Source organism: Erythrobacter sp. JK5 (assembly GCF_018205975.1).
In the GTDB taxonomy this organism is placed as follows: domain Bacteria; phylum Pseudomonadota; class Alphaproteobacteria; order Sphingomonadales; family Sphingomonadaceae; genus Erythrobacter.
The window spans coordinates 1,368,234-1,391,768 of sequence record NZ_CP073577.1 but is presented as its reverse complement, the minus strand read 5'-3'; the positions used below and the strand labels follow the sequence as shown (position 1 = coordinate 1,391,768).

At 61.0% G+C, this 23,535-nt stretch carries 19 protein-coding genes and 3 pseudogenes; 3 read left to right on the top strand and 19 right to left on the bottom strand.

What is annotated here, in order from left to right:
• Positions 1-56: 56 nt before the first annotated feature.
• Positions 57-1,271 (bottom strand): type II toxin-antitoxin system HipA family toxin, encoded by a 1,215-nt coding sequence (locus KDC96_RS06790; RefSeq protein ID WP_173214040.1) that lies wholly within the window; start codon positions 1,269-1,271, stop codon positions 57-59.
• Positions 1,268-1,891 (bottom strand): helix-turn-helix domain-containing protein, encoded by a 624-nt coding sequence (locus KDC96_RS06785; RefSeq protein WP_173214042.1) that lies wholly within the window; start codon positions 1,889-1,891, stop codon positions 1,268-1,270. Before KDC96_RS06785 ends, KDC96_RS06790 begins: the two co-directional genes overlap by 4 nt.
• Before the next feature lie 349 nt (positions 1,892-2,240).
• Here KDC96_RS06785 and KDC96_RS06780 point away from each other — a divergent pair.
• Positions 2,241-2,873 (top strand): annotated as a pseudogene (locus tag KDC96_RS06780) (tyrosine-type recombinase/integrase).
• Between the two features lie 119 nt (positions 2,874-2,992).
• On the opposite strand, the gene KDC96_RS06775 reads toward KDC96_RS06780, so the two are convergent.
• The 4 genes from KDC96_RS06775 to KDC96_RS06760 all read right to left on the bottom strand — a co-directional run bounded on the left by KDC96_RS06775 (position 2,993) and on the right by KDC96_RS06760 (position 8,481).
• The gene (locus KDC96_RS06775; RefSeq protein WP_256439047.1) at positions 2,993-6,085 is read right to left on the bottom strand and encodes an efflux RND transporter permease subunit; all 3,093 of its coding nucleotides are present in this window, start codon (positions 6,083-6,085) and stop codon (positions 2,993-2,995) included.
• 1 nt (position 6,086) lies between these two features.
• Complete coding sequence (locus KDC96_RS06770; protein ID WP_173214046.1) at positions 6,087-7,073, bottom strand: efflux RND transporter periplasmic adaptor subunit; 987 nt, start codon at positions 7,071-7,073, stop codon at positions 6,087-6,089.
• A gap of 110 nt (positions 7,074-7,183) precedes the next feature.
• Complete coding sequence (locus KDC96_RS06765) at positions 7,184-7,597, bottom strand: hotdog fold thioesterase (protein WP_173214048.1); 414 nt, start codon at positions 7,595-7,597, stop codon at positions 7,184-7,186.
• On the bottom strand, positions 7,594-8,481 hold the full coding sequence (locus tag KDC96_RS06760) for an alpha/beta fold hydrolase (protein ID WP_007163783.1): 888 nt from the start codon (positions 8,479-8,481) through the stop codon (positions 7,594-7,596). The genes KDC96_RS06765 and KDC96_RS06760 overlap by 4 nt, the downstream gene beginning before the upstream one ends.
• Positions 8,482-8,558: 77 nt before the next feature.
• Here KDC96_RS06760 and KDC96_RS06755 point away from each other — a divergent pair, with 77 nt between their 5' ends.
• Positions 8,559-9,032 (top strand): MarR family winged helix-turn-helix transcriptional regulator, encoded by a 474-nt coding sequence (locus KDC96_RS06755; RefSeq protein ID WP_173214050.1) that lies wholly within the window; start codon positions 8,559-8,561, stop codon positions 9,030-9,032.
• Positions 9,033-9,213: 181 nt separating this feature from the next.
• On the opposite strand, the gene KDC96_RS06750 is transcribed toward KDC96_RS06755, so the two are convergent.
• A complete protein-coding gene (locus tag KDC96_RS06750; RefSeq protein ID WP_173214052.1) occupies positions 9,214-9,849 on the bottom strand; it encodes a S24 family peptidase in 636 nt (211 codons plus the stop codon).
• A 303-nt stretch (positions 9,850-10,152) separates the two neighbouring features.
• Positions 10,153-10,284, bottom strand: coding sequence for a hypothetical protein (locus KDC96_RS16680; protein WP_371815550.1), 132 nt, complete (start codon positions 10,282-10,284; stop codon positions 10,153-10,155).
• Between the two features lie 109 nt (positions 10,285-10,393).
• Here KDC96_RS16680 and KDC96_RS06745 point away from each other — a divergent pair, with 109 nt between their 5' ends.
• Positions 10,394-10,603, top strand: a complete 210-nt coding sequence (locus tag KDC96_RS06745; RefSeq protein WP_173214054.1) for a hypothetical protein — start codon at positions 10,394-10,396, stop codon at positions 10,601-10,603.
• 4 nt (positions 10,604-10,607) lie between these two features.
• Here the strand turns inward: KDC96_RS06745 and KDC96_RS06740 are convergent, their stop codons facing one another.
• From KDC96_RS06740 to traC, 11 genes and pseudogenes are all read right to left on the bottom strand, one after another.
• Positions 10,608-13,310: a conjugal transfer protein TraG N-terminal domain-containing protein gene (locus tag KDC96_RS06740; RefSeq protein WP_173214055.1), complete on the bottom strand. Its 2,703-nt coding sequence runs from the start codon at positions 13,308-13,310 to the stop codon at positions 10,608-10,610.
• Between the two features lie 10 nt (positions 13,311-13,320).
• Positions 13,321-14,757 (bottom strand): conjugal transfer protein TraH, encoded by a 1,437-nt coding sequence (locus KDC96_RS06735; protein WP_173214057.1) that lies wholly within the window; start codon positions 14,755-14,757, stop codon positions 13,321-13,323.
• Positions 14,747-15,559, bottom strand: a complete 813-nt coding sequence (locus KDC96_RS06730) for a conjugal transfer protein TraF (protein ID WP_173214059.1) — start codon at positions 15,557-15,559, stop codon at positions 14,747-14,749. Before KDC96_RS06730 ends, KDC96_RS06735 begins: the two co-directional genes overlap by 11 nt.
• A pseudogene (locus tag KDC96_RS06725) lies at positions 15,556-17,276 on the bottom strand (conjugal transfer protein TraN). The gene KDC96_RS06730 and the pseudogene KDC96_RS06725 overlap by 4 nt, the downstream one beginning before the upstream one ends.
• The gene (trbC, locus tag KDC96_RS06720) at positions 17,273-17,989 is read right to left on the bottom strand and encodes a type-F conjugative transfer system pilin assembly protein TrbC (protein ID WP_249171957.1); all 717 of its coding nucleotides are present in this window, start codon (positions 17,987-17,989) and stop codon (positions 17,273-17,275) included. Before trbC ends, KDC96_RS06725 begins: the two are co-directional and overlap by 4 nt.
• Before the next feature lie 34 nt (positions 17,990-18,023).
• Positions 18,024-19,037 (bottom strand): conjugal transfer pilus assembly protein TraU, encoded by a 1,014-nt coding sequence (gene traU / locus KDC96_RS06715; protein ID WP_173214063.1) that lies wholly within the window; start codon positions 19,035-19,037, stop codon positions 18,024-18,026.
• Positions 19,034-19,666 (bottom strand): type-F conjugative transfer system protein TraW, encoded by a 633-nt coding sequence (gene traW, locus KDC96_RS06710; RefSeq protein WP_173214064.1) that lies wholly within the window; start codon positions 19,664-19,666, stop codon positions 19,034-19,036. Before traW ends, traU begins: the two co-directional genes overlap by 4 nt.
• On the bottom strand, positions 19,666-20,172 hold the full coding sequence (locus KDC96_RS06705) for a S26 family signal peptidase (RefSeq protein ID WP_173214065.1): 507 nt from the start codon (positions 20,170-20,172) through the stop codon (positions 19,666-19,668). Before KDC96_RS06705 ends, traW begins: the two co-directional genes overlap by 1 nt.
• Positions 20,169-20,549, bottom strand: coding sequence for a TrbI F-type domain-containing protein (locus KDC96_RS06700; protein WP_173214066.1), 381 nt, complete (start codon positions 20,547-20,549; stop codon positions 20,169-20,171). Before KDC96_RS06700 ends, KDC96_RS06705 begins: the two co-directional genes overlap by 4 nt.
• Entirely contained in the window at positions 20,542-20,946 is a 405-nt protein-coding gene (locus KDC96_RS06695) for a hypothetical protein (protein WP_173214067.1), read from the bottom strand. The genes KDC96_RS06700 and KDC96_RS06695 overlap by 8 nt, the downstream gene beginning before the upstream one ends.
• Positions 20,946-23,494 (bottom strand): annotated as a pseudogene (gene traC, locus KDC96_RS06690) (type IV secretion system protein TraC). Before traC ends, KDC96_RS06695 begins: the two are co-directional and overlap by 1 nt.
• Positions 23,495-23,535 lie beyond the last annotated feature (41 nt).

Sequence of the window (23,535 nt, the reverse complement as noted above, 5' to 3'; positions counted from 1 at the left end):
CCGGCAGTTGGTCCAGGTGGTGCTTACGCGCGAACGATCGGATTTCGGAACCGCTCTCAGATCGCAAGAGTCTTGCGATGCCTTTCGATCGCGCTTCGCACATGATCGGGGAAGGGGAGGTGTCCGCTTTCGCTGCTCCAGGCGTCATCAAACCGTGCAACGACATCCTTTGCTGTCGCGGTGATCAGCCTGGCAGGCAGCCGAGCTCTATCGGCGATCGCCTCGAGTTCATCATAGGTGTAGGACGCCCACTCGCGCGAGCTATGAAACTTGAGTGCAGCATCGTCGCCCGGGATATAGGCGAGCGTCGAAAGCAAGTCATAGGCAGGTGCAAGCAGCGCGTTGCGCCTATCCGGATAGATCAACGACCAGTTCTTGAGGTGCATGTCGCCATTCCCGATCAGCACCGAGTAGGTGAGCCGGCGGACGAATTCGACCACGCTTTGCTCGTCGGTTTCGATCGCCAGCACACTGAGGATCTGGCGGTAGCTCGCATTCTCGTATTTATCGTCTGCAAAGACACCGAACACCTGGGCGAAGTCTTCGGTGTGCACTGGTCCTTCTTCACCCCGGTCAAAGCGCCGGATGGCAAAAGCGGACTCTCCGTAACGGGTGATACCTTCGGGTATGCCATCGATCTGATCGAGGGGCACAAGGTCGATTTCAGGTACGTCGATCCCGATCTTTGCGGCCAGTTTCATCGCCGCGAATTCTGCCTCGGGCACGTCCGGATGTCTTGCAGAGGGCAGCTTGACGATCCAGTCGCCGCCGCTGCCTGTGACCGGGATCGTCAGTCCGCCATTCTTGCCCTGGGCTTTGATCGCCGAGAATTTGAGTTGCACGCCGGCAAGCGAGAAGCGCAGCGCGCGCTCTGCCTGCTTCTCCACCACTTCTGCATCGGGCTCGTCGGCCTCCGTTTCCTCGGCGTCGACGGCGATGGCGCGCACTGCGCCTGGAAGATCGTGCCCGAGCTGTGCGAGAAGGTGGTACTCGCGCACGGCTTTTACGCCCGCGCGGCGGGCGAGGTAGTCGCGAAGCGTGCCTTCGGGAAGGAGGTTGGAGAAGAACGGCTCGATTTTCGTTCGATAGCTGCGTGTGTCCGCAATGATTTCGCCATTCGCATCCTTGTAGGCGAGCGACAGCGTTGGCCGATTTTGGTCGGCAAGGTAGACCTCGTCGAATGTGAAGATGCTCGCATCTCCATCGAGGCGCGCAATCGTTCCAACGCGCGTCTTACCCAGAAAGATATCGAGAGCCGCTGCGTCGATCATGTGGCGTCGTCCTCAAGCCGGTAAGCAGGCCGTCTCGGGGCACTATCTCGATCGATTGCGTGGACCTGCAGGTTTCTGACGCGCTGGAGGGCACGTGTGGATGCCGCGATCTGTTGGGCGAACTTCTTCGTTCCCTCTTGCTGTTCAAGCGCCCAGCCGAAGTCCTGAAAATGTTTTTTCAGATGGGCGACGGGCTGCAAGGCCTGCTGGATGGCCTTGAGCGTTTCGGGATTGAGATTAACGGTCGGGATATTTTTAAGTGCGCTTTGCAGCTCATTCACCTCGGTGATGCTCGGATAGGTCTGCCGTACTCGCTCGGCGAACCGGTTGGTTTCAGCAATCGTTGCGAGCGCTCGACTTGCCTCGCTTCTTTCGCGCTGTGAGCGCACAACGCCTTCGATCGCCGGTATGGTCCTTCGAGGCACAAGCTTCAGCTCGAGGTCGAGCGCGCGCGCTATTTCGACAAGGCTGGAAATCTGTAGGTCTACACTCCCGCCTTCGATCTTGGAGATATGGCTTTGGGGCAAACCTACCCGTTCACCCAGCTGTTTCTGGGTAAAGCCCTTTGCTATCCGAGCCGCTTTGATGCTTGCGGCGATGTCTTCGATTGCCGTGCTCATAAATATAGTTCTGCATATGTTGATCGACGTTTATATGTTTTAGCATATACAAAGGTTTCTCAAAAAGCAAGAGAAATCTGTAGCGACATATATGGCTGACTAATCATATGTCATTGCATATCATGGACGGAGATTGACGGGCATAAAGCGCGAGCAGTCGTCACTTCGCAGAACCATTTTCGGATTTTTTCTCCCGATCCTTCGATGACAGAGCTTTCGCCCAGAGGCCTGCCGATTAGTCAGGAGCGCGAACGGCGGCAATGCGCCCCAATGTCGGACGTAGCCATCCGAGATCTTAGCTCCCGAAAGCGGACATTCTCTGCGGCCATTCCGGCCAAGGAGAATGACAATGACCTATTCACAATTTGATCCTGCTTCTCAAAACCGAGTGCCTTGGAACTTCGGTGCTAAGATCGGTCCCAAGCGTCCATTCAATCAAAAGCAGATTTGGGCGATCCGTTTCTTTCTTGATCGCGAGGAGCGCATAAGAGACCGCGCTCTGTTTGACTTGGCGATCGATAGCAAACTGCGAGGCTGTGATCTCGTCGAGCTCAAAATCGGCGACCTAGTCAGCGGCCCGGAAATCCGGACGCGAGCAACAATCACGCAGCGCAAAACAGGTCGACCTGTTCAGTTTGAGATCGCATCAGATGCGCGTGCAAGCCTGTTTGCGTGACTCGAGCTCAGATGTGGTGACGTGGAGGACTTCGTCTTCCCGAGCAGAGTTGATCAAACACGCCACTTGAGCACGCGACAGTACGCGCGGCTTGTTGATGAGTGGGTGACGGCTATTGGCTTGCGTCCTGAGGAATACGGCACCCACTCACTGCGCCGGACCAAAGCTTCAATCATCTACAAAGCCACAGGCAACATACGTGCAATCCAGATACTGCTCGGTCATTCCAAGATCGAGAACACCGTGCGGTATCTTGGTGTCGACATTGAAGATGCTCTTACTCTCGCTGAGAAAACTGAGATCTGACTGGAGTTGGGCGCTGATCTCAAATGGCCCAGCGTCCGCTTCTGGAGGTGAATGCGGACAATGCTTGTTCTACCCTGCGCCGATCACAAAACCGGTAACGGTTGAGCCAACGCTTCGACCTAGGACGGTCCATGCAAGAGCGAGGATCGAAAGTTGCTCACGAGCTTCCGCAAATCCGAGGCTGCCGCATAAGCTGCGGGTATCACCAACAATGTCAGGAAGGTAGATGTCGTGAGACCGCCGATAATGATGAATCCCATGGGGTTTCTCCATTCCGCAGCGTCTGACTGTGCCAATGCGACGGGCATCATTCCGAAAACGGCAGCCAGCGCGGTCATGAGGACTGGTCGCAGCCGTTCCGGCGCGGCATCGCGCATGGCCGCAGCAGCATCTTTGCCAGCATCGCGGAACTGGTTGGCGCGATCGACAAGCAGGATGCCGTTTTTCATCACGATACCCATAAGCGCAATCATGCCGATTTGCGCAAACAAGCTCATTTCCTGACCTGCTGCCCACATGAGAAAATACGCGCCCGAGAAGGACAGCGGCGCGGTGAGCATGATGATGATCGGTTGCCCGAAGCTGTTAAACTGGCTTGCGAGGACAATGTAGAGTGCGACAATCGCTAAGATGAAGGCAAAGATAATGGCCTCGCTCGTTTCAGCGAGGCGGCGCGCTGTGCCTTCCATTTGGGTAGACAGTCCAGCTGGCGGTGGGTTGGCGGCAAGCAAGCCCTCTAAATCCGAGACGGCCACGCTCAACGGAACACCCGGCGCGGTATTGGCGAGCACCGAAATCTGGCGCGATCGATCAATGCGTTCGATTTCTGCGGCGTTCAGCGTGACATCAATGTCGGCAATTGCTGCCAAATCGACCAGACTGCCCTGCGCTGTCCTGAGGGGCAGCGCCTCTATGTCGCTCAATCGCTGTCGCTCGCTTTCCTCCAACCGGACCCGAACGTCGTAGCGGCGTCCACCCGTCTCGAACGTCCCGGCATCGCTCCCGCCTACGAGTGTCCGCGAAGCTGCCGCAAGGTCGCGCGCAGAAATACCGAGATCCGCCGCCCGATCACGGTCGAGCGCGATCTGCAACTCAGGTCTGCCACCCTCATATGTGGAGCGCACGTCTACGAAATCAGATCGCGCGGACAGCTCGCTTTCGAGCCATTGCGCGTAGCGATTGATTGTGGCGGTATCCGGCCCTGTGATGATCAGCTCTATCGCGGTCTGTCCGACCCCGGCACCGGAAACCCACGGGACTTCCTCCACCGCGACTTGGCGTGCCTTCGGGACTCCGTCGAGTGCTGCCTGGCGTGCGAAGGTCATTATATCGTCTTGCGTCACGTCGCGTGACCGTTTGTGCGAAAGGCCGACATAGATATCGAGCTCGTTGATCTTTGGATTGGTCCCGCTGCCCGCACTGACAAAAACGAGTTCGACTTCGGGATTTTCGCGCAGAGCGGCATCCACCTGCTGCGCTGCATCCTTTGCCCCGGCTATCCCTGTGCCGAGCGGTAGCTTGATCGTGACGAGAAATTCCGAGCGGTCCGTAGTGGACATGAATGTGCTGGGCACGAGCGCCGCAAAAACCCCCCCCACGAATACGCTGGCAAGGGCGCCGCCTAGTACGACGTAGCGGCGGCGGATCGCCCAAGATACGAGCCTTTCGTAGCGTTGTCGCATCCCGACATGGAATCGCTCTATGCGTGCGAACCAGCCGCTCTCCTTTTCTTCGGGACGCAGCAACCGGGCCGAAAGCGCGGGTGTGAGCGTGAAGGCAACCAGCATCGAGACGCTGACGGAGAAGACGATTGCAAGACCGTATTGAAAGAAAAAGCGGCCAACTATTCCTTCCATAAACGCGATTGGCACGAACACTGCCAAAGTCGCAAAAGTTCCAGCCAGAACAGCCAACGCAACCCGCTTAGTGGCTGCGTGAGCCGCTCCAGTTGCGTCAGCACCTTCATCGACATCATTTTGAACTGCTTCGACGACGACGATCGCGTCATCGACCAGCAGGCCGATAGCGACCGTCAGCGCTAACAAAGTGACCATGTTGATCGTGAAATCGAACGCCGCAAAGGCAATGAAGCTTGCGACTATCGAAGTGGGGATCGCCAGCAATACTATGATCGTAGCGCGCCAACTGAGAAGGAAAAGGAATGTCACCGCGACCACCAGAACCACGGCAATTAACAGGTCGAACAGCACGTCTCCGATGGCCTGTTCGATGAAGCGAGAAGTGTCGCGCGCGATGACGAAGGTGACGCCTTCTGGTGCCGAAGCTCGCAGCTCCTCAATGTCGGCGCGGATGTGTTCGGCGACGGCGACTGTGTTCTCACCGCTTTGCTTGCGGACTTCAAGAACAACGCCTGGTTCACCGTCGAGCTGAGCATAACTGGCCTCGTCTTCAATCGAGTCTTCTACCCGCCCGACGTCGCCGATCCGAACGGTTTGGCCATTGGGTCGATAGGCGATGGGTATGGCCGCGAATTCTGCCGCGCTATCCGCTTCGGCGAGTATGCGGACACCGAATTGGCGCGCGCGCCCCTCGGTGACCAACCGACCACCCGGCAGTTCGGAGTTCTCGCGCTGAATTGCGCCGAGTACGTCGTCCGCAGTCACTCCGCGAGCGCGCATCGCGGCTGCATCGAGCCAGATACGCATTTCCCGCTTGCGTCCGCCGACCAGCTCGACTGAACCGACGCCGGGGACGCGCTGTAAACGCTCCTTGACCTCCTCGTCTGCGAAAGCGGTCAAGTCACGAGCGGGCATGTCCCCCGACATGAGAACCGAGAGAATAGGCGCGGCATCGGGATCGACCTTTTCGATGACCGGTGATTCGGAATCGGCAGGCAGATCGGCTCCAAGCCGCGACATTTTGTCGCGCACCTCCTGCGCTTTCACATCGGCATCTTCCTCGAGTTCGAATTCGAGATTGACGATGCTCACACCCTCCGCACTGGTCGACCGCATCTGACGCAATCCCGCAATGGTATTGAGCTGTTCCTCGACAATGTCGGTAACTTCGGTCTCCACGGATGCGGGCGAGGCGCCAGGAAGCGCCGTCGTTACTGAAACGTATGGAAACTCCACCTTTGGGAAAAGGTCGACGCCGAGCCGATTGAACGAAACAAGTCCCAGCACCACGAGCGAGGCGATCAGCATCGTAGCGAAGACGGGGCGCCGGATCGATACGTCAGCGAGCCACATATCAGTCTGCATCGCTCATTTGGCGGGACTCTACTGTTTCACCGTCACGCAAAGTCGAAGGCGGATCGAGGACCAATTCATCCCCTGCGGCCAAGCCTGAAAGAATGCGCACCCGATCAAGATCGATGCTCTCGAAAGTAACTTCGCGCCCATGTGCCTTCCCGTTTTCAACAATGAAAACGTGCGCGGCAGCACTATCGCCACGGATTGCGGTTCGAGGGAGGATTATCGCCGAAACGGGTGGGACGTTGATTTCAGCGCGAGCCCCCAAACCTGAGCTGATGCGATAATTTGGATTGGCAATCGGCAGCCGCAATTCGACCATCCGGCTCTCAGGGTCGACCCGGTCGTTGATAATATAGACTATGCTATCAATCGGCTCGTCGAACCCTTCGATGTAGACGCGAGCGGGCATATTTCGCCGAAAGGCGTCAACATATTCCTGTGGCGCGTTCACGATGGCGGCGACCGTTCCGAGCTCCTGCAATTGGAGCGCTGCTGATTGACCGCCCATCGAAAAGCGGTTGTTGAGGTAGACCCCTTCATCGACCAACCGAGCGGTAACAACGCCATCGTAAGGCGCTCGCGTGATGGTATCAGATAACGCTTGCTGCGCGGTGCCGAACACTGCCTGAGCCTGCGTTTTTTGCGCTCGTGCAACGGCAAGTTCCGTTTCGACCGCATCGACCTGCGCGTTTGATACAAAACCCTTAGGTGCAAGCGCAATAACGCGCTCGTAGCGCCGTTCTGCCTCGATCGCTCGGGCGCTAGCTAGATCGACGGCGGCCTGCGCTTCGGCGACGCGCCGCTGGTAATCAGCCTGACGGATACGAAAGAGTGGTTGGCCCCGCGATACCCTGTCGCCGACCTTTACGAAAATGCGCTCAACCGGCCCCTCTGCGAGCGCTCCGATCGAACTGCTTTGCTTGGCTGCAATGGTGCCGAATGCTTTTACTGGTTCTGCGAGCAATTCGGGTTCGACGACCATTGTCTGAACTTTGCGCGGACCTGACTGCGCGTCTTGCCCCGCCTCGCTTCCGTCCACGCCACCTGAGCATGCAGCAAGAGCCAAACAGAAAGCCGTTAGGGTGGCGCGCGCTAACATATGTAGGCACCCCTGCCGCTGGCGATCAGTTTGCCGTCCGGTCCAACTATCCGGCTTTCGGCAACCGAGATTTGCCTTCCGACCTTGACCACCTGACCCGTCACAATGAGGGGCCCAGAAGTCGCCGGGCGATGATAATCAACGCGCAGGTCGGCTGTCACCTTCGCTGTCACACCTTGCGACAGCAATGTGTAGAGCCCTGTGAGGTCAATCAGCGATGCCAGCACGCCGCCATGAGCTGAACCGATCATCGGGTTCGAGATAATCTCTTCGCGCCACGGCATTTCGAGCTCAATCTGCTCGCTAGAATACGATTTTACCGTCAGACCGAGCCATTGATGAAACGGAGCAATCCGCAACAGCTCATCAAGACGTTCGCAATCGATTGGACCGTGCTCCTTGCTCATGCTGTAGTTCCTTGGGGAGAGTGATGGCGGGTCAGAAAATCGAGGATCGCTTCCGAAAAGGCGTCGTTGGCGTCTCCCACCACCATATGCGTGGCATCTGCGATGTCGGAATATTCGGTGTTCGGGACCAGGTCGCGCAAATGCGCCACCGCCTCTTCGGAAACCAGATCGCTCGATCCGCCGCGAATGAGATGCACTGGTAACGAAAGCCGACTGGCCGCATCGCTCAGCGCATCGAATTGCCGATCCTGATGAGCCGGATCGCTTCGCTTCGTGGTCATGATGTTACGGATAAAGGCCGGGTCCCAGTGCCAGTAGTAGCGGCCATCATCCTTTTTGCGCAGGTAGCGCCGCAGTCCCTCTCCAGCCCCGCGCTTGCGGCGATGCGGCATGTACCTCGCGATGATTCCCGCCGCTTCTTCAGGTGAAGAAAAGCCGGTATCGACATGCTGTTCCATGAAACCGACCACACGCATCACGCCGCCCGGCTCCATGCGCGGGGCAATGTCTACAAGGGTCAGGGAAGCGAAAGTGTCTGGCGCGAGATAACCCTCGGCGATGATCCCGGCCAGTCCCCCCAGCGAAGCACCAACGAGTGCTGGTTTGCACTCCATGCCTGATGCAATCGCTACAAGATCGGAAGCGAAGTCGCGAATATCGTATGCTCCGCTCGCAGCCCAATCGCTCTCGCCATGACCGCGCATATCAATCGCAATTGTGCGGTAGCCAGCTTCGGCCAAATCACCTGTTACGCGCTTCCACGCACGGCGCGTCTGCCCGCCGCCATGTGCGAGCAGGACGGGCATGGCGTTGTCGCCACCAATCACTTCTGCGGCAAGGGAGAGTCCTCCCGCTCCATGAATTTTGGTGGTCAAAATCTCCATATCGCAAGCCACTATATTGTAAATTGATTTACAGTAAATGACTTTATCTAAGTCGATGCTGTGTTAAGGTGCCTTGCATGGCAACAAAGCTCGACCACGATCCCGATGAAAAAGCGGCGCCATTCCTGACCGATCAAGACCGGTTGGTTTTTCTGTTGGAAGAGCTCACGCGACGATTGCGCCGTACCTTCGATTCCTCACTCGAGCAGTTTGGACTCACCCGCACCCAGTGGCGTGCGTTAGCCTATCTCTACCGGACACCCGGCATGACCCAGACCGAATTGGCCGGTCAATTGGAGCTGGAGCGGGCAAGCATCGGGCAAGCGATCGACCGGCTAGAAGAATTGGGCTTGGTCGAACGGCGCAGCGCCAAAAACGACCGCCGTGTGTGGCAGGTGCACCTGCGATCCGCTGCAATCGACTTGCTTCCGAAAATGCGAGTCGAAGCGGATCAGGTCTATGCGCGCCTGCTCACAGGAATAAAGGACGAGGACTTGGAGGCATTCAAGTCTACTTTGGCCGCAATGCAGCGCAATTTGGGCGATGCCTAAAGGGCCCAGCGGTCGCCGCGAGAGAAGGTAACTTTACCAGCTGTAGTCGACGCCAACGCCGAAGAATGGCGGTAATTCCAATTACCCATCTATATCCGCAATTGGGTCGGAGGCGGAAGGTCCGCTTTTTGCGAAACCAGCGCCGAAAGCCGACCGTCAACTAACGGCCCAAGTCCTGCCGCTACAAGGCTCGGCCAAACCAGATAACCCGGCCCACCACGTGAACTTCCGACCGATCCATGTCGTGCCAGGTAGGGTAAGCCGGATTGTCGCTGGCAATGGTGATCTGCCTACCATTTGGCTTGATAGCGATCCGCTTCACGACGAGGGTATCATCAGAACGAAGGACGTAGATCCCGTCTCGCAGTCGCGAGCCGTGATCTGAAGCATCGACCAGAACCTCGTCACCATCACTGAGAGTGGGCTCCATCGAGTCACCCTTGACGCCGACGATCGACAGGCTGGCGCTCTTGGCCGAAGTCAGGTGCCGCAGCCACCGCTCATCGAACCCGAACCGGGTGTGTGCAGTCTCACTAGCAGCTACCGCGCCAAAGCCGGCGGATGCCTCCACATCGAGTACGGGGATCTCGACCATGCCATCGGTGACCGGATTAGCCGGACCACCGAGCACTTGCTCGTCGACACCGAAGAAGCAGGCAAGCGTCTTTCGATCCTCGTCATCGAGCTTTCTTGGAGAGCCGCGCCTGATGAACTGTTGTACATAAGCGGGATTGCGGCCGAGCAGCCGCGATATCGAGGCGTAGCCATATCCGCCCTTGAGAATCAGCCGGTCGAGCTCTTCCCTGACATGTTCCATCTGTCTGTCCTTCGAATCTCAATCGTAGGAATTTTCCTAGACTCGCGGATATGATCTTACTAAGAACATAACAGGAACACAAGGGATTTGCGAGTCGGAGCGAAAGGGTCATGACCTTGCTGGAACGGATCGAAAAGCATCTGAAAGATCATCATATTTCGGCTACACGCTTCGGCAGGCGCGCAGTCGGTGATCCTCGATTCGTACTCGACCTCCGGCAAGGACGAAGGCCGCGTCGACGAACGCTAGAGCGGCTGGAAGCCTATCTGCAGTCAGTCGAGGCTGGAGATCCCAACAGTTCCATCAGGAATGGGACTTGCGCGCGGCAAGTTGCTCATAGCGACGGACCACAACCTGCCAGAGTCTTGCCCCGTTCTGCTCGCCGTCCTCGCATAGCTGATCGATCTTCGACGCAATAAATTTTCGAGTCTGCAGGCCAAGATAGCGTTCTCGCTTTCGTGATGCTTCTTGTCTATTTTATCAGCGATCTGTTGGGACGATTTAGAGGTGAGAGCGCCGATTTACCACTGAAGGAGAATGAGCGATGAGCGATCCAGACAACAATCCCACTGGTGGCAAGCAGGACTGGGAAGGTCTTCGTGAAGTCGACCGGGCCATCGCCGAGAACCGTCTCACTTCCTACACCTGGAAAAAGACTTGGGCTGACCCTTGGGGACGGCTCAAGTTGATTGCGATTTTTGCTGCATTGGCAGCTTTTGTCGTGTTCGTAATTGTGCACGACGTCATCCTTTAGCAGCCTACCATTCCTTAACATCGTCTGCCGCTTCGGCCGAGGCTCCCTTCGCATCGCGGGTCTTGCCATCGAGGTAGCCTTTCACGGTCCCGATCCGTCGATCTCCCTGTTGCTGCACCCGATCGACATCACGGGCGATGTCTTCACGTTCGCTGGACGGGGCGCTCAGGCTTCCCGGCACACCGTCAAGCCGCACTGATCCCCGGACGCTCTCGGCGCTGCTCGCCGAGGGCCGAGCGATGGACGCAGAGGCCGGCAAGACCAGGTCGCCCGAGATCTCGGCATTGAGCTGGTCCGCATAGCCTTCGACGAACCGCGCCTGAAGCTGCTGGCCCCGCACGCTCATCTGGAAGTCGATGTCGTCAAAGCGCACCGGACCGTAGTAATCCCGGTTAGCCTCGATCTCCGCCATGCCCCATTCGCGATAGGCCTGGCTGAGGTTGAGAGTGCCTGCGGCATTGGCACTCTCGTACCAACTCGCCTGGTTCTCGAGGCGGCTGGCGATCTCCTCGGCTCGGCGCGCTTCGCGGGTATAGCTCTGCGCTTCGGTGATCGACGTGGTAATCCCGGCCGAGCTGCTTGACACCAGCGCCTCCGAACTCGAACTCGTTTCGCGCAGGAAGCCTTCGCGCGTGCTCGACCAGCTGCGACTGTCCGAGATCTGGCTCAGCGCGCCCATGATGCGCGAGCGATCCTCGGAGGCGATCCCGATATCACTGTCGGTCCAACTCTGGTTGCGTCCTCCCTTAACACCTATGCTCGCCGAGCCAGCGCCTTTTTCTCCCTTCAGTCCTAGAGCGCCATCCCCGTTCAAGAACCAAGATACGGTGATGTCATCGGCCGCGCGGCGCGACAGCCCGAATTGCTGCTGAAGTGTCTTCGAGGCGTTGTCGACCTCGCTGAAGGCGCTGCCGATGCTGTCGCTCGTTGACGTGCCACTGACGCTCTCGTTCGAGCGCGAGCGGGTGTACGCATCGCGTAGCTCGCTGAAGCGGGTGACAGCCGAACTCGTCGACTGCTGGGCAAGGTTCGAGAAGGTCTCGCTCTGGCCGCGGCTCTGGCTCGCCATGGTCGCAAGCCGGCTCGAGAAGTCCTGCCCGAGTGTCGGGGTGAACGGATAGCTCGAGGTCGGCACGGTGGCGAATTCGGCTTGAGGGAAGCCGGTGGTCTGGGTGCCGTTTTCGCTTGTGGCTCGCGTCTGCGCGGCGCCGTAGCCAATGTTGGGAGCGAGGCTGGCTTGCGCAAACTGCCGCGAAAACACGTTCGAGTTCTCAAGGCTGGTATTCCCGAGCGAAACATTGCCGGTGCTCGCTTCGCGCGCCGCCTCTTCTGCCGCGTTCTGGCTCGGATTGAGGTAGCTCGTTGCCTGGCCCGATATTGCGAGCGCGCCCCTGGCGACGCCGCCTGCAAGGAACGGTATCGATGCGACGAGGTAGCCGGCCAGGATCCCGATATCGTTGTTGACGTCGGTCATGCCGGAGAAGGTCGCGAGGCTGAGCCCGCTTGCGCCGCCCGCTGCCGCCACATCGCTCGCGCCCTTGAGCATCAGGATCATGTGCAGGATGACGAACAGCGGCCCCCAAGCTGCCAGATAGAAGAAGCCCGTGACGTATCCTTTGAGCGCGATCGGTCCGGTCTTGGGCATCAGGAACAGTGGGAAGAGCACCGGAAAAAGCGCGTAGAATACGACCGTCAGGACGACATTGAGGATCGGGACCCACTTCATCGCGTTATGCGCGATCGAAGAATAGGTCCGTTCGGTCTGGATATCGGCGCGGGTCAGCGCGAACACATCGACGCTCGATGCGCCGCTAGCTCCGGCAAATCCATGCATCGCCTGGTTCATGGCGTTGATGGTCAGAACTTGGCGGAAGATGCTGCTTGCATCCTTCGAGACGCCGGTGAGGTATTGATAGGCAATCGGCAGGTCGGCGATGAGCTTGGCCTTCGCGAGCGCTTCGGTCTGCCGGGGGTAGAGCTGGCGCCCGGCGACCTGTGTCATCTCATCGATAAGCCCGGCCCACTGGTTGGAGAGCGCAGTGTATGCTTCGCGGCAGGTGATGATCGTGGCCGTGACGCTATCGTCCGCCTGCCGGGTGAGGAAGCGCTGCGCACGCGCGGCACTGCCGGGCGCAATGGTCGCCCAGATATCGTTGCTCTCCGACAATTCCTTCATCGAGTAGCGACCGAGCAGCAGGTCGTAGAATACGCATTGACGGACATGTTCGTCGAAATTGGCGGCAAATTCGGGGTCGGCAATGCGCAGGGACCGCGTCGCTTCGAGCAGGCGCGCGCCGTAAATCATGCCGTTCTTCGAATAGTTGAGATCGTCGGGAAGGCCGAAGACGAGCTCGGCGGAACGGGTTAGGTAGTCGCCCGCTTGGCTGGTAAAGCTTGCCATGAGCGCTAGGCCCAGCGGGACATTGGCGACCGTGGCCGGTGCAAGGCTCGGATTGACGCGGTCGGTGACCTGCACATCCATGCGCGGAACCATCAGGCACATGTAGATGAGAGTCGCGCCGAGGAACCAGTTGAGCCAGGCGCGCCAGTCCTGGTTGAACGCGACGACAATGACCGCAAGCGCCATGCCCAAGACCAGCGCCACCTGGATCAGGCTCTTGTAGCCACCGGCCCCGGTCCACGCGGCGACGGCGTTCAAGACATTGACGATGTACTCACCGCCGCCGGTTGTGAAGATTTCGACCATGGCGCTCGACTCAGGGAATAATCGAGCGCGACTGGAGGCCGCGTGACCAGTCGAGCGCTGCGGACATCGAGGGCGACATCGAAGCGGCGAGCGCGTTCTCGATCATCGCGGTCTTCTCGATGATCTGCATGATCGCCGAGACCTTGGCCTGTCCAGTAGCCTGCCTCTGGACCAGGCCAGAGCGCACTTCGGCGACCTGGCCGCGCCAGATCGCAAGCTTGGCTTCATCGGCGGCGATGAAGCTCGCCATCGAGCGACCGGCTTCCGAGACGATCCGGTCGAGGATGGCATAGAGCAGATCGATGCTGGCGATCTCGGCGAGCGTTTCGCGGTCGTCGGTCGGCATGCCGCGTCCATAGGCGGCCTGGACGGTAAGGATCTTGTACAAGGGGACAGCGGCGACCTGCAGCAGTTCCTTTTCGGCATTGCCGATCGCGGTGTCGGCCCGGATCGCATCGACCATGTTCCCGATGAGGAGCGCGACCCGCGGGCGGATGGCCTTTGCATTCGATAGGCTCATCTGCTCGAAGGTGGGATTGAGGCAGAGATCGGTCTCGTCGCAGCGGAAAACGCGCACGGTCTGGCCCTGCGTCCCGTCTAGGAGCGCGCTTACGAGCGTCGAGGACGCGTCGCCCGCGAACGGCACGAACTTGCCGGGTTCATCATCCTTGGGCGGCACGTAGATGACCGTGCCAATCAGCGTCATGGCGTATTCGGCTAGTTCGCGGTCAAAGGTACCACCCGGATTGAAGAAGGCGCTCTTTTTCAGGACGTGCCAGGTGTAGTTGCGCGGCACGCCGGGATTGACGTCGGCATAGTCGGTACCGGCGCCCTCGTTGGTCGACGCGCGCTGGCCGCGCGTGCCGCAGCCGTGCTTGGCGGCCGCATAATCGGTAAAGATCCCTTCGGAGTTCCCGATCGCTTCGCAGATCGCCTTGTCGGCGAGATCGCCCTTGGGCCACAGTCCGCCGACCAGTCCCTGCGCCATCTCGCAGGAGTTGATCGAGAGATTGTTCATGAGCTGAGCCTTCTGGCTAAACTCCTGCATGATCTTGTTGCACTCTGGGCACACGGTATCGATCGCCAGGCTGAACGCGAAGCCGACCGCGTTGTTGGCAACGGCCTTCAGGAGCGCGACCATCTCGCTCGCGTTGATGAACGAAAAGGAGCCGGCAAAGATATCGATGCCGCCGCAGCCCGCCCTTGCGCGCGGCAGCTGGAGATTGGCGATGTTGGTCGTCTTCTGAGGGAAGCGCGTCCAGACATTGCCGAGGCTGTAATAGCCTGCCGACTGGCCTTCGAAGGCGGTCGGGCCGGTGACATTCGCCGCCGCCCCCATGTCGTCCATGAAGCGGTCCATGCTGTCGCCAACATTCGCGGCGACCGGTGAGGCAACCATGCTGGCGGCGGCAAGGGTCAATGCCGCATTGCGGATGCTAGTAATCATGTCCGGCTTCCTTGGAGGTGAGAAGGTAGATGCGGTACTGCAGCTCGTCGGCCGAGAGCACGCCGTAGCCGATCGGAATCGGGCGTTTGGTCACGCTGTCCCACAGCACCAGAGCGGGGGTGGCTTTGCCTTCGAGACCAAGCTTGCCGCGCTGGTTCGTCTCGACCCGATAGTCGGGAAAATGCCGGGATGGACCGCCATCGGTGGAGATCGCGCGCACGGTGATCCGCCAGCGGTCGGCGACGCCCTTCACGATCGGGCTCATCACTTCGCACGGTCCGCAGGTCGAACTGAAGAAATAGAAAAGGCCGTAGCGCTGCGAGAGCGTTGCCATGACGTGATCGCGCTCCGCGCTGCGGGCATCCTGCCACTGCTTCTTGGCGACCGCTCCGACGGGGCGTTCAAGCGTGTAGTCGAGGTCCGGGTCCTGCCAGATCGCCCGCTGCCAGACATCGGAGAACAGCGAGGCGCGGTCGAGCTGCGCGCGCTGGAAGCGGATATAGGCCGCTACATTGGCCTCGGTCGGATAGAGGATCGCGCGCGCCTTGAGTTCGCGAAGCTCGGAGGTGATCGCGTCGAGTTCTTGGCTGGCCGCGATCTGCTCGGCTTCAGGCTGTTGTGGCTCTTCAATGGGAGCGGGCTTCACGCAGTAGAACCAGTAGCCGAGCCTACGCTCTTGGCAGTAGAGCGCGTCGGCAGCGGTGGTCGATCTTGTGTCCTGCCGCTCCTGCGCCTGGGCCGAAGTGGTGGGCAGGGCAGCTATGCCGAGCGCGAGCGCCGTTAGGTGATGCAGATGGGTCATTGGCCGCCCCTTGCGTAATAATCTTCGATCCTCTGCTGGATGAGGATGCTGGTCTCGAGTTCGTCGGGAAGTCGGGCCGCGTCGGTGAACTCGGCATAGACTTCGCTGAAATCCATCCGGCTGAGGTCGAGCCGGGCAAACTCGTCGAGAGTGAACCCCTCACATTGCTCTTCTTTGGGCTTGTCCCATGGCTTGGGGAGCTGGCGACGTCCCTGTTCCTGCAGGATCCGCGAGAGCTTGGACTCAAAGCAGCAGTAGACCTTCTTCTTGGTGAGGCAGACGCCGAGGAACTTGTCCGAACAATAGGTCCCCACATAGGCGCACAGCCCCTGCGCATCGCGCTGGTGGAGTAGCACTTCCTCGCGATCGCAGCCGAGCGCAACCAGCAGGCTGATCCCCGGAATGAGCGGGAAACCCTTGCCCTTGCAGCAGTTGAAGACGCCGAAGACCTTGGACGAGCAGGTGTTGCGCGTGCCGCGGAACAGCGTCAGCGTGTTCGGATCGAACTGGCCGCGCGCCTCGTCCATGGCGTGCAATGCGACCGCGGCATCCTTGAACTCATCGTTGGCGGTGCGCTCGATCGTCTCGCAGCTGCCATCGATGCAATAGACATCGCCGTCGCAGACATATTGGGTGGAACTGTCAGTTCCGGGGAGGGGCATTCGTAGATGCGCTCCCAGGTCTCGCACGGGTCTTCGTCGGTTAAGCAATCCTCGCCGATGAACCGGCAGGTGCCATGGCTTTCGATGTCGGAACAGTCGCTCGCCGCCTCGCGCGATGTGCAGGTGTAGCTGCGCTGCCATTCCCAGCAGGGCCGCGTAACCGAGACACCGTCGATCACGCGGGTCTGCGGATCGGCATCGGTGCAGATCTCATTGTCGAGCGTGCAATCGCCATTATCGGCAAATCCGGTGCACTGGCTCTCGTCGGAAAAGGTATCGATCGAGTTGTCCGTGGTCACCGCATAGGGCGTGTAGCGCGCATCTGGAGTGTCGCATGTGATTTCGGCGATGGGGTCGCCAGGTTCGGTGCAGTATCTATAGAACTGGTCCTGCCGCCACTGGAGGCAGGGGCCGGGCCGATACCCGGTGATCCGGCACGAGCCTCCATCGAATGCCGAGCACCAGGGATATCCATAGACTGTGCTGGTCTCATTGCAGAGATAGTGCCATTGCTGGCGCCGGGTCACGCTGGCAACGAGCGGCACCGCGCACTGACCCACCGACTGGTCGATCCGCGTGCCGGTGTTGCAGGTCGCGGTGTAGGTCCCTGCCGATCCGGACCCGGGCGGCAGCGGCACGCAATTGCCCTGACCGCCGGAGATATCCATGCCACTGGTATAGTCGAGCGGGGTCTCGTTGATGGCGAGGCTGCGCGCGATAACGTCCTCGATCTCACTTGGATCGAAGCGCGCGCGATTGGCCACGCTGTCGCGCACCGCCCGATAGCCCTGGTGTCCGGTGGCAGCGGCTGCCGCGCTACTTTCGATCCGGTCGGGATCGTCGGCGAGCGTTTCGAGGTCACGCACGGCATTGCGATCGTAGTTGGGGAGGGTGGATGCGTCGGGCTGCGACCTGGCAGCTTCTTGCGCTTCGCCGCGCAGGCTTTCGCCGAATGCCTTGCCATCGGCCCGCGCGTCCTGCTGCTGCGCGGAAAGGGGCGCGGCTATGGCAAGAAGGGCGAGCAGTCCTATGCGAAGCGATTGTGTGAGCCTCATGGCCGTTCTCCTTCGAGGCGACGAAGGTGGAGGCGAGCGAGTTGTGCTCCCGGACCGCCTCCCGAAGCAAAGGTGTCGAGCACTTCGGCCACGCTGATATTGCCCGCAAGGCGGTCGTGCGGCGGCAGGACGTCATTGCAGTCGAACCCGTCGCACGGGGCAAAATCGCTCGCGATCATCACGAAGCTCGGGGCAACCTTGATATCGAAGGCGCGGAACAGGCGCGGGTCGATCCCGAGCGCGTCGGCATCATCGCTATCGCTCCAGATAGCGGCGATGCGCTTCTTGAAGCGCGCGCTGTCGCCTTGGGGGAATCCGCGCAGCACGGTGACGCCGCCGGCCCTCGAGACATCGCGAACCAGCGCCTTCAATGAGGGCTCGGGCATTGCTAATGAGGCAAAAGCGATGAACCGGGGCGTGTCGCCCATCGCTGCGACTTCCGCATCGGCCTGGGCGCGGATCATGCCATCGATATCGAGCGGCCCGGCATTCGCGGTCGCCTGCGCAGTCTCGGCATAGGCTGCGCGATTGTCGAAAGCCGTTTGCTGAGCGGCGCGCGCGTCGTCTGCGAGGGCATTCGCTTTTGTCCTGACCGATGTGGCGAGAGCCTCGGCGTCGGCGGCATGTTCGGCCGCGCGCGCGCGGATCTCAGCCAGGTCAAGGTCGGGCCCGGCATCCTGCGCAGAAGCTGCGGCAAATCCGGCAGCGATCACGAGGCTCAGCCCAACGAGTAGGGGAAGGCGTTTCTCATAGCGCGCAGCAATTCCTCTTGCGCCAGACGAGGTATCCCATGTCTTCGCCGATGGCGGGGATGACCTGTCCGGGGGACTGGAAGGTGGTGGAGGCACCGACGGGCGGGCAGGCGTAGCGGCCCTTCGTCGCCGGATTGGGATTGGTGGCCTGGAAGCGGTATTGCTGCTTGCGCATCACCGGCATGAGGTACTTGCCGCACAGACCCTTCGAACCCATCGTCCCCCACGAGACCAGCTCGCGGTGGAGCTTGTAAGCGAAGCGCGAGAGCACGAGCCGCGAGGCCTGCACATGTCCGATCGAGGCCGAGACATTGCCATTCATCGGGTACATCGAGCCCTGGCAGCCTGCGCACCAGAACATCTCGTCGAGCGGCAGGTTCGCGGTCGATGCAGCGCAATCCGCAGCGCAGGCGGCGAGCGCCAGCGGGTTGGCGAAGAGCACCGCTTCAGGGTTGATGATCGCGGTGAGCTCGCTGTCCTGCCACAGCGGATCGATCTCGGAGATGTAGAGGATGTCGATCGAGCCCGGCTCAAGGCACAGAAAATCGGCGACGATCTCCATCCAGTAGATCAGTGGATAGGCATACCAGTGGACGTGCCAGCTCGAATAATACTGGCTCGCGCCGCCCACCGCCGAAGGACCCGAGATCGAGCGAAAGCCGATATCAAAGCCGGGATCGAGCTTCATGCCGCCCAAATTGACGAAGCACCACGGCTTCATGCTGACATCGGCGAGCCGCACCGGCTCCCAGAACCCCATCGCGATGCCAGGGCGAAGCCCGCACAGGCAAACGGGCAGATCGGGATTGTCGGGATCGGGGCGATTGCTCGGCCAGATTTCGAGCCCGCCGACCGATATCGGGAACAGGCACGACCAGCAGATGTCGGTGATGGGGTTGACGAATTGCCCGGTGCACTTGCCCGGACCGGCATCGGCCGAAGCTGGTGATGCGAAGACCAGCGACAGCATCGCCGTGAAGAGTACGAGGAAGGCGCGGATTCCGGTCATGGCTGTGCCTTCCGGCGCGACAGCGCAATCTCGCTGACTTCGAGGACGCGCCCGTTCTGGCGCACCCGCGCGGGAACGGCCTTGATGCCGAATTTTTGCGTCAGCTTGCCGCCCTGGTCGAAATAGAACCTTCGCTGGCGGGCCTTCATCAGCTCGAGCGGCGCACCCTTGACGAGGATCAGCTTGGCATTGACCTCTTGCCTCAGCGACCAGGCGACCTGCGCCGGATCGTCGCCGTCGAGAAACAGGAGGTCGCCGCGCAGCTTGACGCTGTCGAGCGGGTTGACCCTCGTTCCGGCAGCATGGATGAGCTCGCCTTTGGCCCCGCGGATATCGGCAGCAAGCGTGATCGTCGGGTCGAACGCCCAGCTGCGGCTTGCGCTTGCGCGGATCACGCCGGCAACCGGATCAGGCCGGTTGACGCGGGCGATCGTGCGACGCTTGAGTTCCTCGTTGAGCCGCGCGGTCTCGCCCGACTTTTCCATCTGGGCGAGGCGCGTATGGATCTGTTCCAAGAGATCGCGCTCGATCACGGGGAAGACCGCGCCGCGCTGGCCGTAGTCTCGTGCCTGCAGGCTGGCAGGGAGCGCAGCGAGGAGAAGCGCGCCAAGCGGAAAGAGGGAGCGCATCACAGGATCGCCCTCCCGCTGCCAAGGATTTGTCCGCGGCACACGAAGCCGATTGCGCCATAGCGGCTGTCGAGCCCGCGGGGATGGCTGGTGCCGGTGTAGTAGCAACCTTCCGGTATTGCGCCTTCGGGACCGCGCGCGAGCGGCACGCCAAGGCGGGTGACCTCGAGCAGGCTCGCGACCTGCTTCCCGTTGATGAAGACCGCATCGCCCTCGTGGCGCACGACATCGCCCGGCATGCCAAGCACGCGCTTGCCGAACATCTGCGGTCCTTTTCCGAAATGCCTTTCGACCAGCTCGCTTTGCGGCGGCTCGAAGAAGATCAGGCTGCCGCGTTTGATCGGCGCGTGCTTGTCGAGCCAGAACGCCCAGTTGGGCAGGCTCGGGCTCGCATTGATGAGGAACGCGTGGTCCTTGCTGAAGGCATCGAGCGGCGCCCAGGCGAGCGGTAGCAGGACCAGCCCCGAGAGCAGCAGCGTACGGAGGATCGAGCGGGTCAGGCTCATGGCTGCTTCTCCCCGGCGAGCTGGTCCGCAATGCGCTGCTCGAGTTCGGGGGTTGCGTCTTCGGCAGCGCCCGCGAGCACGGCCTCGGCAACCAGCACCACGCGGCCGTCATGGCCCATGTCGGCGACGGCGCTTTCGGCGGCCTTGAGGTAGGCAAGGCTAGCCGCCTGGACGACCGCCGGATCGGCATCGGCGCGCGCGGCCTCCTCGACGAATGTCCCGATGGTCTCGGCAAGCCGGACCGTGACGATCCGCTGCTTGGGCGCGGCAGTGACTTGCTGCGTAATCCACGCACCCCACAGGAGCGCGGCAACGAGCACCGCTAAAGCGAGGAGTTTCGGGCCCAGCTGGCGCAGCGGGAGGTTCAGTCTATCCATGGCGAGGAGATCCTTCGGAGAGGCGGCGATCGAGGCGGTGCAAGAAAGCCGGCAATCGCAGCAGGGCGAGGCCGCCAGATGCGATGAGGAATGCGATCTGGAGGTCCTGGGCAAAGAAGCGGCGCGCGACCGGTTCAGCGGTGCGGTAATGGTCGGCAAGATTGCCGAGCTGCGCGAACAGCGCCGTGAGATCCCAGCCTGCTACAGCCAGGAACACGAACAGCGGCAGGCCGAGGACCAGCAGCAGCGTGCTCGCCGCGAAGCTTGCCGTTTCGATCAGCACCAGGCAGGTGCCCTGGAACAGCGCCAGCCAGTCGATCACACGGTGCTTGTCGCGGGCTTGTCTGACTGACGGAAGCGGCACGCGATCGACGAGCGTGGTGGTCTCGAGCACCATCACATGCCTCCTTCCACACCTGCGACCAGCGCGACTGCGCGCTCCAGCGGCATGCCGTTTTCGACATGGCGGTGGATCGCGGCATAGGTGTCAGGATCGGAGGAGAAGATCGTCGCGGAGAGTGGGTCGAGCACCAGGCGTCCAACGGCTTCCATCTCGGGACCTTTGAGGTAGATCTCGCTGTACTCGGTGCCCGAGCGCTTGAGGCTGCGGATCAGCGTCTCGGTCCGGTCGTCCATGTCGAGCCGGGCCTCCTTGCGGAAATCGGCGATGGTCTCGGGCTTCTGTTGGAGCACCAGCATCCAGTCGCTGTTTTCGAGCGCGGCGCGCGCACCATCGGACTTGTAGTAGTCGTTCAAGGACTGAGTCGCGGTCGCAAGCGCGCCGCCATATTTGCGCGCGGTGCGGGCATAGGTCTCGACGAACTCGCCCATCGAACCGCCCTTGAGCATCGCCCAGGCCTCGTCGATCAGCAGCAGCTTCTTGGTCGAGCGCGACGAGCGCGTCATCGCCTGACCGGTCATGAACATGATTGCCGAGAGGACAACGCTTCGAAGCTCCTCGCGGGACGCGAGGTCGCTCATCTCGAAGACGGTGAAATCGTCTTCGAGCGCGAAGCTCGCTTTCCCGGAGAAGAAGCCGGCGTAGCTGCCACCGCGGCAGAAGGGCGCGATCGCGGTAGCGAGGTCCTTGCCCGCCTCGTTGTCGCTCTGATGGAGTGCATGCGCGACGTCGTCGATCGCGCCGCCGCTGCCGAGCGTATTCCAGACCTGGGTCACTGCAAGATCGATCAGCCCGCGCTCGGTGTCCGAGGGGCGGCGCTTGGCCGCGCCATCTGGCCGACGATCGCTTTGATCATCGCAAAGCAGTCGAGCTGGTAATCCTCGTCTTCATGCGCGCGGGCATCATCGACCATTGAGAATGGATTCAAGGAGAAGCCCGAGGCGAGCGTAAACTCGACAAAGCGGCCGCCTTGCAGCTTGACCGAATGCTCAAAACTGCGTCCGTCATCGATCACCACGACCTTCGCGCCCGCGCCGCGTAGCGCTGCGCACAGTTCCTGCAGGAGCACAGACTTGCCCGAGCCCGACTTCCCGCAGATCGCGATGTTGTGGTTGCCCGCCGCGTTCTCGAAGGGTGACCAGAAGAAGGGCTGGCCGCGCCGGCCGAGAAGCAGCAGGTGCGGGATAGTGCCGCCGAGATACTCGCCCTGCAGCGGGGCGATATGGGCCGCGGTGGTCGAGAGCATGGTCCGGAAGCGCTTGAGCCGAGCAAGGTCGTGGACAAGCCCGTCGGCGAGGCTCAGCGGGAAGGCCGCGACGAGACCCTGGAGCTGGAGAAAGCGCTCGTCGGCGAGGTCCCAGCCGGCTGCCTTGTAGATAGCCTTGACCGTGCGCTCATGCGCATCGCCTTCGCCGAGCGGCGAGATCGTGGTGAGACCGTAGAACAGCTTGACCAGCTTCTTGCCCGCCTGGAGCTCGGCCTGGACATGTCTCCATTCTGCCGACTGCTCGGACAGTTTAGGCAGGAAACGTGCGCTCTTCGTTTCCGACAGGCTGGTGGTGCGCATGAACTTGTAGCCTGCGCGCGCCGAGGCGGCTTCCTGGTCGGGATAATGCAGGCACAGCATGGTCGCAGCCGGGCAGGGAAAGCGCAGCTTGTCGGTGAACATGTCGCCGATGAGCCGCGCGCATTCCCACGGTGCCCAGCGCTCAGGGGTAGAGCGCACGCCGTAGTGGCGCACATCGAAGCGATCGGGATAGCACTCACCCATTTGCGGCACGCCGTCGCGGCCGCGTCCGGTTTCGCGGAAGCGCTCGGTGCGCAAGATCAGCCGGTCGTCCTCGACCTCGAGTTCGATATCGCGGCGGATGGCCTGCGCGTCGAGCGTGTCCTCGCGGTTCCAGTGGGTGAGATCGGGTTCGCGCGCTGTCGTCGGCGAGGTGAGTTCGTCGACCAGTGCGAGCAGGCCTGCGGGCTCGAGCCTGTTCGATGCAAGGCCGAGCGAGTTCAGCATGCCTGCCATCCCGTCGCGGCATTCGGTGAGTTCTGCATCGGTGACGCTTCCGGGCACCGGAACGCCGAGCGAGAGCACCAGACGCACTTGGCGTGCATGAAACGGCGCGTGTGCCGAGCCCGAGTTCCAGACGAGATCGTAGAGCCGGTTGGTGCGGGCTTTCGCAATCGCTTCGTAGATCCCGCCCTGCTCGTAGCGCGGCGCGAACCAAGGGCCGACGATGGCGCCGATGCGCGGGGACGCGAAGTTCAGCACCTGCAGGCAGGCGCCTTGCGGCAGGCTCTCGGAGAAGAACTGGCCGAGGATCTCACCTGTCCGCTCGTCGGCGCCGATGAGCGGGGTGACTTCGAGAATGAAGCCCTTCGAGTGCGCGTTGCGGTAGAGCCCCGGGCCCTCGTCATAGACGCGGTACGGAAGCCAGTCCGACAGCATGTCGAGCGCGAAACGCGGCTGCGCATGGTCGCCCCTTTTCGCATCGCCGAACAGGCCAGCGAGAAGCGCGTCGCGCGCAGAGGATAGCGAGAGGTTCACTTGGGCTCTCCTTCGGGCAGAACGGGGTGGGGCACCTGGCC